The organism is Streptomyces sp. 63XJN7_1_ISO-PGPR-S23-121 (assembly GCF_056173025.1).
In genome coordinates, this window is record NZ_CM149653.1 from 3,496,306 (window position 1) to 3,510,269 (window position 13,964).

At 73.3% G+C, this 13,964-nt stretch carries 9 protein-coding genes and 3 pseudogenes; 2 read left to right on the forward strand and 10 right to left on the reverse strand.

What is annotated here, in order from left to right; genetic code table 11:
* Nucleotides 1-7: 7 nt before the first annotated feature.
* The 3 genes from AC0VYN_RS15285 to AC0VYN_RS15295 form a co-directional block, all read right to left on the reverse strand.
* Nucleotides 8-673 (reverse strand): GntR family transcriptional regulator, encoded by a 666-nt coding sequence (locus AC0VYN_RS15285; RefSeq protein WP_475536461.1) that lies wholly within the window; start codon nt 671-673, stop codon nt 8-10.
* A 154-nt stretch (nt 674-827) separates the two neighbouring features.
* Nucleotides 828-1,553: an aspartate/glutamate racemase family protein gene (locus AC0VYN_RS15290; RefSeq protein ID WP_475536462.1), complete on the reverse strand. Its 726-nt coding sequence runs from the start codon at nt 1,551-1,553 to the stop codon at nt 828-830.
* Between the two features lie 26 nt (nt 1,554-1,579).
* Nucleotides 1,580-3,067: an NCS1 family nucleobase:cation symporter-1 gene (locus tag AC0VYN_RS15295; RefSeq protein ID WP_475536463.1), complete on the reverse strand. Its 1,488-nt coding sequence runs from the start codon at nt 3,065-3,067 to the stop codon at nt 1,580-1,582.
* Between the two features lie 322 nt (nt 3,068-3,389).
* Between AC0VYN_RS15295 and AC0VYN_RS15300 the strand changes: the two are divergent.
* A pseudogene (locus tag AC0VYN_RS15300) lies at nt 3,390-3,581 on the forward strand (SpoIIE family protein phosphatase); the annotation flags it as partial.
* Here the strand turns inward: AC0VYN_RS15300 and AC0VYN_RS15305 are convergent.
* A pseudogene (locus AC0VYN_RS15305) lies at nt 3,577-3,750 on the reverse strand (SpoIIE family protein phosphatase); the annotation flags it as partial. The pseudogenes AC0VYN_RS15300 and AC0VYN_RS15305 overlap by 5 nt on opposite strands.
* Between AC0VYN_RS15305 and AC0VYN_RS15310 the strand changes: the two are divergent.
* Nucleotides 3,746-4,615, forward strand: a pseudogene (locus AC0VYN_RS15310) (MASE1 domain-containing protein); the annotation flags it as partial. The pseudogenes AC0VYN_RS15305 and AC0VYN_RS15310 sit on opposite strands and share 5 nt — an antisense overlap.
* Before the next feature lie 358 nt (nt 4,616-4,973).
* Here AC0VYN_RS15310 and AC0VYN_RS15315 read toward each other — a convergent pair.
* From AC0VYN_RS15315 to AC0VYN_RS15340, 6 genes are all read right to left on the reverse strand, one after another.
* Complete coding sequence (locus AC0VYN_RS15315; protein WP_475536464.1) at nt 4,974-5,807, reverse strand: class II glutamine amidotransferase; 834 nt, start codon at nt 5,805-5,807, stop codon at nt 4,974-4,976.
* Between the two features lie 18 nt (nt 5,808-5,825).
* The gene (locus AC0VYN_RS15320) at nt 5,826-7,304 is read right to left on the reverse strand and encodes a glutamate-cysteine ligase family protein (RefSeq protein ID WP_475536465.1); all 1,479 of its coding nucleotides are present in this window, start codon (nt 7,302-7,304) and stop codon (nt 5,826-5,828) included.
* Between the two features lie 167 nt (nt 7,305-7,471).
* A complete protein-coding gene (locus AC0VYN_RS15325) occupies nt 7,472-7,969 on the reverse strand; it encodes a peptidylprolyl isomerase (RefSeq protein ID WP_386924480.1) in 498 nt (165 codons plus the stop codon).
* Nucleotides 7,970-8,018: 49 nt separating this feature from the next.
* Nucleotides 8,019-9,017, reverse strand: coding sequence for a type I glyceraldehyde-3-phosphate dehydrogenase (gene gap / locus AC0VYN_RS15330; RefSeq protein WP_475536466.1), 999 nt, complete (start codon nt 9,015-9,017; stop codon nt 8,019-8,021).
* Between the two features lie 107 nt (nt 9,018-9,124).
* Nucleotides 9,125-10,081 carry a GlxA family transcriptional regulator gene (locus tag AC0VYN_RS15335; RefSeq protein WP_475536467.1) on the reverse strand — a complete coding sequence of 319 codons (957 nt, stop codon included), beginning with the start codon at nt 10,079-10,081 and terminating at the stop codon, nt 9,125-9,127.
* Between the two features lie 30 nt (nt 10,082-10,111).
* The gene (locus AC0VYN_RS15340; RefSeq protein ID WP_475536468.1) at nt 10,112-13,936 is read right to left on the reverse strand and encodes a CHAT domain-containing tetratricopeptide repeat protein; all 3,825 of its coding nucleotides are present in this window, start codon (nt 13,934-13,936) and stop codon (nt 10,112-10,114) included.
* Nucleotides 13,937-13,964: the final 28 nt, after the last annotated feature.

Consider the following 13,964-nt stretch of genomic DNA (forward strand, 5'->3'; position numbering starts at 1 on the left):
GCGGTCGTCAGGTCCGCTCCTGCTCCCCGTCCTGCCGGGCGTGGTGGCCCAGGGCGGCGCTGCGGCTCGTGGCGAGGTGGGCCAGGACGAGCTCCTGCACCCGGTCGACGTCGCGTTCCGCGATCGCCCGGCAGAGGGCCTCGTGTTCCAGCGCGACGCCCTCGAGGTCGTCGTGCCGGCCCATGAGCCACCGCAGCCGGCTGCGCAGAACGCCTTCCAGCTCGTTGAGCAGTTCGTTGGCGGCGAGGGAGATGACGGTCTGGTGGAAGTCGGCCGCCGCCCGGTGGGCCCGTACCGCGTCGCTGGCCCGGGCCGCCGTCAGCTCGGTGTCCACGATCGTGCGCAGCTTCTCCAGCCCGGCGCGGGTGTGCCGTTGCGCGGCGAGCCGGAAGGCGAGGGTCTCCAGACCCGAGCGGACTTCGTCGAGATCGGCGATGTCGCTCGCGGTGAACTCGCGTACCACCGCCCATGTCCGCGGCCTGGGTGTCACCAGCCCCTCGGACACCAGTGTCCGCAGGGCCTCGCGGACGGGCAGCCGGCTCACACCGAGAGCCTCGGCCAGCTCCCGCTCGACGAGTCTGCTCCCCGGCCGTCGCACCCCGTCCAGGATCTCGTCGCGCAACTGCCGGGTCACCCGCTCGGACTCGGGCGTGAATTCCCCTGCCGCGGTCATCGCCGTCCTTCGTCGTTCGTCCCGTTCCACGGCGCACCGGCTGCGGCGGTGCGGCGCGGCAGCGGAGCGGCCCGTCAGGATACCGCGCGGCCGGTGCGACCAGCGGTCCGGACCGCTGCGGGCGGCCCGGACGGAGGCGGGACGACGCGGGCCGTCAGCTGGGCGCCGGGGGCCAGTTGACGATCCGCTTGGGGCGCGGCGCCGCGTACGTGCGGACCTTGGACGTGGACAGGCCGAGACGGACCAGGGACTCCGCGACGGTCACGGCGGCGGTCACCCCGTCGACGACGGGAACCCCGGTGCGCTCCTCGACGCGTTCCGTGAGGCCGGCCATCCCTCCGCAGCCGAGGCAGATCACCTCGGCCCGGTCGTCCTCCACCGCCCGGGCGGCCTGTTCGGCGATGGCGTCCACGGCCGCACGTTCGTCGCGCTCGAGTTCCAGGACGGCGACTCCGCTGGCCCGCACGGACGCGCACCGGGCACTCAGCCCGGCCGCCGCCAGCCGCTCCTCGATGAGGGGCACCGTGCGGTCGAGGGTGGTGACGACGGAGTAGCGGCGGCCGAGGAACTGCGCGGTGCTCGCCGCGGCCTCGGTGATGTCGACGACGGGGACGTCCAGCAGTTCCTGCAGTCCCTCCCGCCCGTGCTCACCGTATCCGGCCTGGATCACCGCGTCGAACGGCTCGGGGTGGGCGCGGACGGTCTCCATGACGGCCACCGCGGCGAGGTAGCTCTCGTAGTTCCCCTCGACGGACTCGGCACCGAAGGAGGGGGTGAGGGGAACGATCTCGGTCCCCGGTGAGGCGGCGCCCGTCGCCTGCCTGCCGATCGCGTCCGTGATGGACCGTGTGGTGTTGACGTTGACCACGAGGATGCGCATGGGGTGGGGCCTTCGGTTCGAGTCGGTCATTCGGCGGCGACGGCGATGGCCTCGCCGTCCACGTCGCGGATCGGTGCGGCACGGTCGGCGACCGCCGCGTACAGGGCGGCGGCGACGGCGGCGCCGACGAACCAGGAGAACCCGGCCGCGGCGTGGAAGAAGGGCACGAGGGCGACCACGACGGCGATCGCGGCACTCGGCAGGAAGGCGGCGACGGCCCGCGGGTTGTAGCCCCGCCGGTAGTGGTACTCGGCGTCCGCGTCCTCGGTGTAGAGGGCGGGCACGTTGACCCGGGCCTTCCGCAGCAGCCAGTAGTCCGCCATGATCACGCCGAAGAGCGGTCCGAGCAGGGCGCCGAGCCCGCCGAGGAAGTAGTTCACGACGACCGGGCTGTTGTAGAGGTTCCAGGGCGTGATCACCAGGCCCAGCACGGCGCTCACCAGACCGGCCCGGCGGAAGTCGAGCCGACGGGGGAAGAGGTTGACCAGGGCGTAGATCGGCGCCACGAAGTTGGCCAGCAGGTTGACCGCGACCGTCAGGGCGATGAGGGCGAGCGAGGCGACCGCCAGCAGGAACATGTTGGGCACGGACCTGACGATGTCGGTCGGGCTGGTGATGACGCGTCCGTCGAGGCTGAACTGGGCCCCGCTGAGGACCGCCACGATGCAGGCGAAGAAGAGCATGTTCACCGGGATGCCGATCACGTTGCCCCGGACGATGGAGCCCCGGTCCCTCGCGGACCGGGTGAAGTCGCAGAAGTTCAGGACGAACGTCCCGTAGATCACCACCCACAGCGCGGCCGCCTGGAGGACCTGGAGCCACATCGCGCCGCCGGTGAGCGGATCGCCGTCGGACAGGGACACCGAACCGTCCGCGCGGACGAACATCCAGACCGCGAGCGCGCACATGGTGAGCAGCGTGACGGGTGCCGCGAAGGCCATGTACCGCCGGATCATCTGCATCCCGTAGCTCACGATGAGCACCTGGAGCGCCCACAGCACCAGGAAAGTGATCCAGCCGAGCGTCGACTGGCCGAGCAGGGAGTCGGTGTCCAGCCGGCTCAGATCCGGGAACAGCGCCACCAGCAGAGCGCTGAGTACGGCCGAGGCGAGATAAGTCTGGATACCAAACCAGGCGATGGCGACGGCGCCGCGCACGGCGGCTGGGATCTTCGCTCCCTTGATGCCGAACGCGATACGGCTCATCACGGGGAACGGGACGCCCGTCTTGTGTCCCATGAACCCGGACAGGGTGAGCAGGAGGAAGAGCAGGACGGAGGCGAGCGCGAAGGCGGCCAGGATGCCCCAGACGTTCAGCCCCAGGGCGAACAGTCCGATGGCGAACGCGTAATTGCCCAGGCTGTGCACGTCGTTGGCCCAGAGCGTGAAGACGTTGTAGGCGCCCCAGCGGCGCCCCTCCCTCTTCGTCGGGGCCAGGTCGTAGGTGTAGAGGCCGGAGCTGGTGGCGGTGCCGTCCGTCGGTGCGGACGCACGGCGGTCTTCCAGGGCAGTCATGCGGGGACTCCTGGTCGGGGTGCAGGGGGAGCTGGCGGTTTCCATGAAGTGGAACCGGGATTCCGTGTCCCAGAACGTAGTTTTCGCCAAACGGCACCGTCAAGAGGTTCGCGATAATTGGGATACCATTTGTTGGCTCGCCGGCCACCGTGCCGTCCCGCCCCCGCCGGCCCCGCGGCACTCCGCCGTAGTCCGTCCCACCCGGACGGCCTACTCCCCGCCTGAGGGGCCTCCCGGCCCGCAGCGCCGCGTTCCGGCCCGCGCGTACCCGTCGCCGCCGATCACGGGGGACCGCCCGGCGACATCCTCTCGCCGCGCAGGGGGGACGCCCGGCGAACTGCTCGCCTGTACGAACGACCTGCTCCTGACGCTGGGCACCGATCTCTTCGCCACCTGCACCTTCATGCGCTTCGACCCCGGCACCGGCACGCTGGAGAGCGCGCGGGCCGGGCACATCCCCTGCGTGTGGGCCACGGCGGACGGGAAGTCCGGGGTCTCCGAGGACGAGGGAGGCCGCCGACGGCCGCGATGCCGGCGAGCCGCACGACCCGTTCGAGGCCCTCGTCGACCGGCAGTGAGGGGCCCTCGACCACACCGTCCGTGAGCAGCAGGAAGACGCCGCCCGTGGTGAGCCGGTAGCGGGTCACCGGGTACTCCATGCCCTCCAGGACTCCCAGCGGCGGGCTGCGGCACCTGGTCGTGGAGGGCGCGGTGGTGTCCCCCATGTGGCCTCCCACCGGCGTCGCGGTGGCCTGCCTGCTGATCCTCGGGCCGCGCTGCGTGCCCGGCATCGCCCTGGGCGCCCTCCTGGTCGTCGTGTCCCTCTCCCCGCTGCAGCCCTCGGCGCTCGGCATCGTCGCCGGCAACACCGCCGCCCCCGTCTGCGCGTACCTGCTGCTGCGCGCGGTGGGTTTCCGCACCGACCTGAGCCGGCTGCGCGACGGCCTGTCGCTGGTCTTCCTCGGTGCGCTCACCGCCATGCTCATCAGCGCCGGCGTCGGCGTCGGCATGGCGGTCCTCACCGGCGACCTCGCCCCGGACCGCTTCTGGCCCGTCTGGCTGGCCTGGTGGGCGGGCGACGCGATGGGCGTCGTCCTCGTCACCCCGCTGATCCTGCTCCTGTACGAGGCCCGTTGGCCGCCCTCGCGCGCCCGGTGGCCGGAGGCGGCGGCACTGGTCCTCGTCGTCGGCGCCGCGGTGCCGCCGATCACCCAGAGCCCGGCCGGCCTCCAGTTCCTGGTCTTCCCGCTGCTGATCTGGGCGGCCCTGCGGTTCCAGCTGGCGGGCAGCCTGCCGTGCGCGCTCTTCGCCTCCGTCACGGCCACCGTCGCCGCCACGGACCGGTCGGGCTCCTTCGCGCGGCTGACCGACATCGAGGTGATGACCAAGCTCCAGGCCTTCAACGGGGTCATGGGTCTGACCGCGCTGCTGCTGTCGGCGGTGATCACCGAACAGCGCAACACCCGGCGTTCGGTGGAGCGTGCCTGCCGGGAACTGGTCGAGGCCCTGCAGCACCTGTCCGCGGGGAAGTCGGCCCGTAATCGGCCGTTGGAGGAGGGGGGGGCACTGACCGGCCGTGCGCCCCCGGCTCCGCGCGTCGGCCCCACCGGCGGTCCCCGGGTGCGCACGGACGGCATCCGACACACCCTGGGGGCATGCCCAGTGACCCCGCCCTCGTCATCTACCCGCCCGCCCAGGACGGGGGCCGGCGCGTCCGTTTCGACGGTGCCTTCATCGGGCTGGCCTACACGCTCGTCGACATCGCGGAGTTCCTGCGCCGCGCCGGGATGGAGGACGTGGAGGCGTCGGACGTCGAGGCCGCGGAGTGGATCGAGTGGCGCGGCGGCGGCCCGCACGACTGGACCCGGTGACGGCGGGCGTCCCGCCCGCCCGGCTGCCGACGACGTCAGGCGGCCTGCGGCGCGAAGGGGAGAAGCTCGTCGCCCCCGGGCCCGACGACCCCGCAACTGCCCTCGGGAACCTCGTTCCAGACGCCGGGCAGGTCGCCCAGGGGCTCCGAGACGATGAGCCGGGTCTCGTCGGACGCCTCCCGCAGGAACGGCATCCCGGGATGCAGCGCGCGCAGCGTCTCCACGCGGGAGCTGTAGTACAGCGACCGTGAGACCCTCTGACTGGAGTAGCGGAACGCCCACAGCAGCCGGCCGTCCGTCACCGCGACCGTCATCTGCAGCGGATGCTCCACCCCGTGCTCGTGACCGATCTCCTCCACCAGCCCCGCCATCCGCGCCACCGCCCCCGGCGGATCGTCCCGCAGACCGAGGGTGAGGGCCAGGAAGAACATCATCTCCGAGTCCGTCGAACCCTCGATGTCGAGGAAGAGCAGCGGGTCCACGGCGAGGGCGAGGTCGCGCCGGATCAGGTGGTAGTCGGCGATCGCGCCGTTGTGCATCCACATCCAGCGGCCGTGCCGGAACGGATGGCAGTTGGTCTGCTGGACGGCGCTGCCGGTCGAGGCCCTGATGTGTGCGAAGAACAGCGACGAGCGGACATGCCCCGCGATCTCGCGCAGATTGCGGTTGCTCCACGCCGGACCGGTCTCCCGCACGATCGCGGGCGTCCGCATCTCGGGGCCGAACCAGCCGACGCCGAACCCGTCCCCGTTCGTGGTCTCCACCCCCATCCGGGAGTGCAGGCTCTGGTCGATCAGTGAGTGGTCCGGCTGGTACAGGACGGTTTCGAGCAGCACCGGCGTACCCGAGTAGGCGAGCCATCGGCACATCGTCTGCCGCCTCCCTGGTCAGTCGACCGGCCAGGTGTGGACCGGGGCGTTGAGATGCATGAAGTCCATGTACTGCAGGGTCATCCGCCGCAGGGCCTCGTGCCGGCCGACGTGCGTGGAGTCGTCGATGTGATGGAACGTCTCCTTCTGCCAGACCGCGCCGTTGCGTCCCGTGACGCACCGCTGCTCGATGATGCCGAGCAGCGGCTCCCGCCAGGCCGCGTCCATTCCGGACAGCTCAAGCCCCAGGTGCGCCAGCGGCAGCAGCCGCCGCAGCACGAGCTCGGCCACGGGCACCTCGCCCATGCCGGGCCAGTACAGCAGCGCCTCGATGCCGTTGCGGGCCGCGGTGTGCAGATTGTCCTCGGCGACCGAGAACGACATCCGCGACCACACCGGACGGTCCTCCTGCACCAGGGCGCGCGTGAGCCCGTAGTAGAAGGCGCCGTTGGCGAGGGTGTCGGCGACGGTCGGCCCGGCGGGCAGCACCCGGTTCTCCACCCGGACGTGCGGTTTGTCGTGGGCGACGGCGTAGACCGGGCGGTTCCAGCGGTAGATGGTGCCGTTGTGGAGGGTGAGTTCCCCGAGGTCGGGAATGTCGCCGCGGTCCAGCGTCTCCGCCGGGTTCTGCTCCTCGCACAGCGGCAGCAGCGCGGGGAAGTAGCGCAGGTTCTCCTCGAACAGGTCGAAGACGCTGTTGATCCACCGCTCGCCGAACCACACCCGCGGCCGTACGCCCTGCGCCTTGATCTCCTGCGGCCGGGTGTCGGTCGCCTGTTCGAACAGCGGGATGCGGCTCTCGTGCCACAGCTCCTTGCCGAGCAGGAACGGCGAGTTCGCCGCGAGCGCGACCTGCACCCCGGCGATCGCCTGCGCGGCGTTCCAGTAGCCGGCGAACTCCTCCGGCGCCACCTGGAGGTGGAACTGGGTGCTGGTGCACGCGGCCTCCGGAGTGATCGTGTCCGCGTAGGTCCGCAGCCGGTCGACCCCGTCCACCTCGATGTGCAGGTCCTCGCCCCGGGCGGCGAACACCTGGTCGTTGAGCATCCGGTACCGCGGATTCTCCGACAGCGCGGCCTCGCCGACGTCCGACTGCCGCAGCGTGGGCAGGATGCCGATCATGATCAGATGCGCGCCGACGGACTTCGCCCGGTCCTCGGCGTGGTTCAGGGCGCCGCGGATCTCGGTCTCCCAGGCGTCGGGACCGCCCGCGGTCAGCCGGCGGGGCGGGACGTTGATCTCCAGGTTGAACCGGCCCAGCTCGGTGGACCAGGCGGGATCCGCGATGGCCTCCAGGGCGTCGCTGTTGCGCATCGCCGGTTCGGCCCGGTCGTCGACCAGGTTGAGCTCGATCTCCAGCCCGACCTGGGGCCGCTCGGTCTCGAACCGCGACTCGCGCAGCATCTGCGCGAAGGCCTCCAGGCACTCCTGCATCTTGATCCGGTACCGGCGGCGGTCCTCGCGGGTGAAGACCAGCGCCGGGACGTCACGTCCCATCGGCCCTCCCGGTTCCCTTCCTCGGACGCCTCTCCACCCCAGCGTCGCACCGCGGGGCGCCCCCCACCACGCGGGCGGCGAGCGGACGGCGGGAACGGGACGGCGCCCGCCGCATCGAGTGCGGCGGGCGCCGTGTCCGGCGGGCCCTCGCCCGGCCGGGGGCGGGCTCAGAGCCGGCCCGACTCCCGCACCGTGATGGTCGCGGAGGTGCGGCCCGACGGGGAGGAGCCGTAGCCCTCGATCCGGTCCACCACGTCCGTGCCCTCGACGACCTTGCCGAAGACGACGTGCTTGCCGTCCAGCCACGGGGTGGGGACGGTGGTGATGAAGAACTGCGAGCCGTTGGAGTTCGGACCCGCGTTCGCCATCGACAGCAGGTACGGGCCGGTGTGCTTCAGCTGGAAGTTCTCGTCCGCGAACTTCTCGCCGTAGATGCTCTTGCCGCCGGTGCCGTTGCCCTCGGTGAAGTCACCGCCCTGCAGCATGAACTGCGGAATGACCCGGTGGAACGGGGAACCCTTGTAGCCGAAGCCGTGCTCGCCGGTCGCGAGTTCGATGAAGTTCTTGGCGGTCTTGGGGGTGACGTCCTCGAAGAGCTCGAAGACGATGCGGCCCGCGTCCTTGCCGTCGATGTCGATGTCGAAGAAAACCTTGGAATTGCTCATCCCACCATTGTGACGGGTGAAGTCCGCGGACCGGTAACCGGCTGTCCCCTCAACGGGTGGCGAGCAGCAGCAGCGTGTCGATCACGCGGTTCGAGAAGCCCCACTCGTTGTCGTACCAGGCGACCACCTTGACGTGGCGTCCGTCGACGCGGGTGAGCTCCGCGTCGAAGACCGACGAGGCCGGGTTGCCGGTGATGTCCGACGACACCAGCGGGTCCTCCGAGTACTCCAGGACACCGGCCAGCGGGCCCTCGGCCGCGGCACGGTAGGCCGCCAGCACGTCCTCGCGCGTCACCTCGCGGGAGACGGTGGTGTTGAGCTCGACGATCGACCCGACCGGTACGGGCACCCGGATCGAGTCGCCCGACAGCTTGCCGTCGAGGTTCGGCAGCACCAGGCCGATCGCCTTGGCGGCGCCCGTGGTGGTCGGCACGATGTTGACGGCGGCGGCACGCGCGCGGCGGGCGTCCCGGTGCGGACCGTCCTGGAGGTTCTGCTCCTGCGTGTAGGCGTGCACCGTCGTCATGAAACCGTGCTCGATGCCGGCCAGCTCGTCCAGCACGGCGGCCAGCGGCGCGAGCGCGTTGGTGGTGCACGAGGCGTTCGAGACGACGGTGTGCACGTCCGGGTCGTAGGCATCGGTGTTGACCCCGTACGCGAGCGTGACGTCGGCGCCGTCCGACGGCGCGCTGACGAGCACCTTCCGGGCGCCCGCGTCGAGGTGGGCGCGGGCGGCCTTGGCCGACGTGAAGCGGCCGGTCGCCTCCAGCACGATGTCGACGTCCAGCTCGGCCCAGGGCAGCCGCGCGGGCTCGCGCTCGGCGAGCACCTTGATCCGGCGGCCGTCGACGACGAGGGTGTCCCCGTCGGCGGTCACCGGGCGGCCCAGCCGGCCGGCCGTGGTGTCGTAGGCGAGCAGTCGCGCCAGCGTGGCGGGCTCGGTGAGGTCGTTGACGGCGACGACCTCCAGGTCGCTGCCGCGCTCCAGCAGGGCGCGCAGCACATTGCGTCCGATGCGGCCGAATCCGTTGATGGCGATGCGAGTCATGAGTGGTGTCCCTTCGTCTCGCCACCCAGGCTGTCGCGCGGTGGACCTCCGGGACAGCGGCGTGATCGCCACGGTTCGAAAGGATTCCGCCAGAGAGCGGGAGGGCGTCACTCGCCCTGGGCGAAGGTGCGCCGGTACTGGGTCGGCGTGGTGCCGAGGATCCGCTGGAAGTGCAGCCGCAGATTGGTGGCGGTGCCGAGACCGGCCTCGTCGGCGATCTGCTCGACGCTGCGCTGCGACCGTTCGAGCAGTTCACGCGCCAGGTCGACGCGGGCCCGCATGACCCACTGCATCGGCGTGTACCCCGTGTCCTCGACGAAGCGCCGCGACAGGGTGCGCGGTGACACGGCCGCGTGCCGGGCGAGGGTCTCCAGGGTGAGGGGCTCACCCAGCCGGTGCAGTGCCCACTCGCGGGTGGCGGCGAACCGCTCGCCGAGCGGCTCGGGCACGCTGCGCGGCACGTACTGCGCCTGGCCCCCGCTGCGGTAGGGCGCCGCGACCAGGCGCCGGGCCGCGTGGTTCGACGCGGCCACCCCGAGGTCGCCGCGCAGCACGTGCAGGCACAGGTCGATGCCGGAGGCCGCGCCCGCCGACGTGAGCACCCGGCCCTCGTCGACGAACAGGACGTTCTCGTCGACCCGGACCAGCGGATGCCTGGCCGCCAGGGCCCGCGTGTAGTGCCAGTGCGTCGTGGCCCGCCTGCCGTCGAGCAGGCCCGTGGCGGCGAGCGCGAAGGCGCCGGTCGAGATGGCCGCGAGCCGCGCGCCCCGGTCGTGAGCGGCGACCAGCGCGTCGAGGACGGCCGGCGGCGGGTCCTCGCGGTCCGGGAACCGGTAGCCGGGAAGGAAGACGACGTCGGCCCAGGCGAGCGCGTCGAGGCCGTGGGCGACGTGGTACGACAGGCCGTCGCCGCCGGTCACCAGTCCGGGCACCGCGCCGCACACCCGCACCTCGTACGGCATGCTGGCGCGGGTCGTGAACACCTGCGCTGGGATGCCGACGTCGAGCGGCTTGGCGCCCTCGATCACGAGGACGGCGACGCGACGCAGACGGGGGGCTGACACGGGGACAGGGTATGCGGGGAGCCGCAGGCCCTAGGGACCGGCGTGCACCTGGCAGGCCCACAGGCTGGGCGTCTCGGGGTACTGGTCCCGCAGCGCGCGCATCGCCGTGTGCAGGGCCCCGGCCGTACGGGACACGTCCAGCGCGCCGCCGCCCGTGCGCAGCTCCTCGTACACGCCCCGCGCGACCTCGGCGCCGACGGCGTCCACGACGTGCCACAGGGAGCCCACGACGTGCGGGAATCCCGCCATCTGGAGGGCACTGACGATGTGGACGGCCTCGTCGGCGAGCTCCGGGCTGCTGCGCAGGGTGTCGCAGGCGGACAGGTACGCCAGCCGGGCCGACGGCAGCCGGAGCCGGGCGAGGTCGCGGACGGTCAGCGGACGCTCGGTGGCGTCGTGCAGCACCAGCCGGCTCTCGGACGGCCGCGCCAGGTCGCTGAGGGCGTGGCAGGCGAAGTGGACGTGGGCGTGACGGGGCAGGGCGGAGACGACGGCGGAACGCGTGGCGGCCGCGTCCGTCAGCACCGCGGCCCCGGGCAGCAGCCCGGCCAGGTGCTCCGCCTCCCGGCGCGCGCCGGGCAGGGGAGCGGCGCCGGCGGCCTCCGCTACCCCGACCACGAGCGCCGTGGTGCCCGCGGGGCGCGCGACGCGCTGCCGGGCGTGGTGCAGGGCCCGCAGCGTCGGTGTGTACGACGACGTCACCCGGTCGAGCGCGCCGGGGGAGCCGTCGGCGGGGGCCGCCGCGTGCAGCGGCAGCGTGCCCAGGGCTCCGCCGGGCGACCACCACACGCGGGGCCACGGTCCGCAGGGCCGGGCCGGCAGGCCCAGGTGGTCCAGGACGGGGCCGGTGACCGTCCGCCACAGCCAGTCGAGCGTGGCCCGGACGGCCTCCTGGGCGCGCCGTGCCTGCGCGCGCGGGGTTCCGGGCGCCCCGATGCGCACGAGTGCCTCCTCGAACACCGCCCGGCGTGCCGCCGTCGTCCGCGGATCGAGGCCGGGCAGCGGCACGGCGTCGACGGAACGCCCGGTGACGACCAGGGCGTCGCTGCCGTAGGGGGAGACGTTGACGAGGACCACCGGGCCGGCCGTGGCCGTCGCCCGCAGTTCGCTCTCGTCCCACTCGCGCACGGGGCGCAGCAGGCCCAGGCCCGGATGTCCGGTACGGATGCGGTGCGTGAGCTCCTGCCACTCGGCGGCCAGCCGCTGGCGCCGGTCGGCCCGCGCGTCGGCGGCGCCGGACGGGCGGACCGCGCCGTCCGGGAGGCCGTCCACGAGTTCCGCGCTCAGTTCCCACTGTTCCTCGGTGGCCGTGTCGAGGGCCGCCCGGAGCTCCTCGAACCGGTCGGCCAGCTCGGGTGCGCTCTCCCGGAGCCGGGTGAGGTCGCTGTCCGCGTCGAAGGCCTGGGACAGCAGGACGCCCCTGGCCTGCTCGAGGAGCCCGACCGCGAGCCCGGGCCGGCCGCAGCGCACCGCACAGGCGGCCGCGGCGGCGCCCAGACCGACGGTCCGGCCGAGCAGCAACTCCTGGTCGTCGCGCAGCAGATGGCGCGGCGCGACGGAGTGCAGCAGGTCGACCGCCCGCACATAGCCGTCCACCGCACGGTCCCACACGCCGCGTTCCGCCCAGAGGTCACCGCAGGCTCGCGCGGCGTTCAGCCGCTCGGAGGGCGGGCACTGCTGCTCCACGGCGGCCGTCCGGAACAACTCGGCCGCCTCCGCCGGGTCTGCGTCGCGGCGCCGGCCGGTGCTCCGGTCGCGCAGGACGACGCCCAGGTTCGTCAGCCGCAGCGCGCGCCTCGCGTGACCGGGCGGGGTGAGCTCGACCACCCGGCGCAGCAGCGCCACCGCCTCGCCCCTGACGCCCGGCGACACCAGGGAACCCAGGCCCGCCAGGCGGGACTCGGCGGCCACCGTCAGGGCGGCGGGCAGCTCGGGCGAGTCGTCGGGCAGCGCCGCGATCACCGCGTCGGCCAGCCGGCGTGCCTCGCGCGCGTCGCCGGGCCGCCGCGCCCTCTCGCACCGGGTCATCAGCGCCATGGCGAGGTTGTGGCGCCGGCGCGGCAGGCGGGGGTCGCCCGCCGGGGTCAGCGCGAGTGACTGCCGGAAGAGCCCGACGGCCTCGTCGAGCCGGGCGTCCGGGTCGGGGGCGCGCTCGAAGCCGGTCAGCACGCCGATCGCGGTGGAGCCGAGCAGCGTCGCGCGGTGTGCGGGACCGAGACCGGGCAGCTGCCCGGCACGGCGCCGGCACTCCTGCGCCTCGCGCAGGTCCTCGCCGTCACCCGACAGGCCGTGGCGCAGGCTCAGGGCCATCCCCAGGTTGAGCAGCCGCACGCCGAGCACCTCGTGCCCCTCCGGGGTGAGCGCCACGCCCTCCCGCAGCGCCTCGATCGCCTCGTTCAGGTCCGACGGGCGGCCGCTGTGCTCGTGACGGTCGCTCAGCACCAGCCCGAGGTCGCAGAGGGTCACGGGCCGCTCCGGGTGACCCGGAGGCAGCAGCCCCTCGGCCCGCCGCAGTAGCGCGAGGGCCTCGGCCAGGTCCGCGCGGTTGCCGTCGGGGTCGAGCTGGTAGCGGGCGTGCAGGGCCATCGCGGGCGCGAGCAGCCGCGACGCGGCGCGGGGTGTCGGCTCCTCCATGGCGAAGGCCGCCACGGCGGACAGATGCGTGATCGCGGCGTCCAGATCGGCGGGATCGCCGGTCAGGCCGTACCGGGCGCGCAACGCGTTGCCCAGCGCGGCGCGGGAGCCGATGCGCTGCTCCGGCTCCCGCGCCGCGCCGAGGGCCTCGGTGAACACCGCGACCGCCTCGTGCAGATCGTGCGGCCGGCCGGCCCGCTGGTACCGCAGGACGAGGGCGAGGCCCAGGTTGAGGCCGGCCGCGGCCGGACCCTTCGGGTCGCCGGGGGCGGCCCGGCGGAACAGGTCCACCACCTCGTCGCACTCCTCAGGGGTGCCGCCCTCCCGGTGCCGCAGCGCCAGCAGCGTCGCGCCCAGGGTGCTCAGGCAGTGCGCCGGATGCGGACTGCCGGCGGGGAGTTGGGCCAGCACGTCCCGTGCGATGCCGACCGCCTCGTACAGGTCCTCCGGGTCGTGCGCCCGCTGGTGGCGCTCCAGCAGCTGGATGCCCAGGTTGCTCAGCCGTTCCAGCCGGTCGGGGGAGTGGCCGGGCAGGCACTTCACGGTGCGGTGGGCGCGGCGCAGCGCCGCCTCCGGGCCCGTGCTCGCCTCCGGCCGGTCACCGAGGGACCGTGCGTGGACCAGGTCCGCGACCCGGGTGCCGTAGGCGGGATCGTCCTCGGGTGTGGCGAACACGGCGAGGCGGCCCATGCCGACGGCCTGGCCGAGCAGCACCTCACGGCTCGGCACGACGGCACCGACCCAGGCGGCACCCTCGTACAGGCCCAGCTCGTGCCGCGTGGCGTCGCGCGGCGGCTGGTGCTGACGGTCCTCGGCGGCGATCACGGACGCGGCGCACCCCGCCGACCACTCGGCGACCCCGTCGGCGTCCGACGGGTCGGGACGCTCCCCGGGGGCGGTCGAGGCGAAGTGCGCCGCCAACTCCGCCGGCACGAGCCGGGGATCGGCCACCCACACGGGGAAGAGCAGCGTTCCGGCCATGGTGCCGTGGACGCCGCCCTCGGCACCGGCGGTGGCCGCCGCGCGGGCGAAGCACAGCCATCCGGCCACGTGCCGGGCCTCCAGATCGGTCCTCGGGTCCACGGCCCGCAGCAGTGCCCGCAGTTCGGCGTCCGCGTCCGGGCCGAACACCACGTCCGGATCCACCCCCGTCTCCGCGGTGCCCGCTCGCGCCAGGCGGGCGCGGACGGCCCGTAAGTGCCGGTCCCGGTCGTCCCTCACCCTGTCGTCCCCCTGCGCAGTCGGCTCC

Bases quoted from the DNA above. Each gene is read 5' to 3' on its own strand.
- AC0VYN_RS15285 (WP_475536461.1), bottom strand. From the start codon at position 673: ATGACCGCGGCAGGGGAATTCACGCCCGAGTCCGAGCGGGTGACCCGG.
- AC0VYN_RS15290 (WP_475536462.1), bottom strand. From the start codon at position 1,553: ATGCGCATCCTCGTGGTCAACGTCAACACCACACGGTCCATCACGGAC.
- AC0VYN_RS15295 (WP_475536463.1), bottom strand. From the start codon at position 3,067: ATGACTGCCCTGGAAGACCGCCGTGCGTCCGCACCGACGGACGGCACC.
- AC0VYN_RS15315 (WP_475536464.1), bottom strand. From the start codon at position 5,807: ATGTGCCGATGGCTCGCCTACTCGGGTACGCCGGTGCTGCTCGAAACC.
- AC0VYN_RS15320 (WP_475536465.1), bottom strand. From the start codon at position 7,304: ATGGGACGTGACGTCCCGGCGCTGGTCTTCACCCGCGAGGACCGCCGC.
- AC0VYN_RS15325 (WP_386924480.1), bottom strand. From the start codon at position 7,969: ATGAGCAATTCCAAGGTTTTCTTCGACATCGACATCGACGGCAAGGAC.
- gap (WP_475536466.1), bottom strand. From the start codon at position 9,017: ATGACTCGCATCGCCATCAACGGATTCGGCCGCATCGGACGCAATGTG.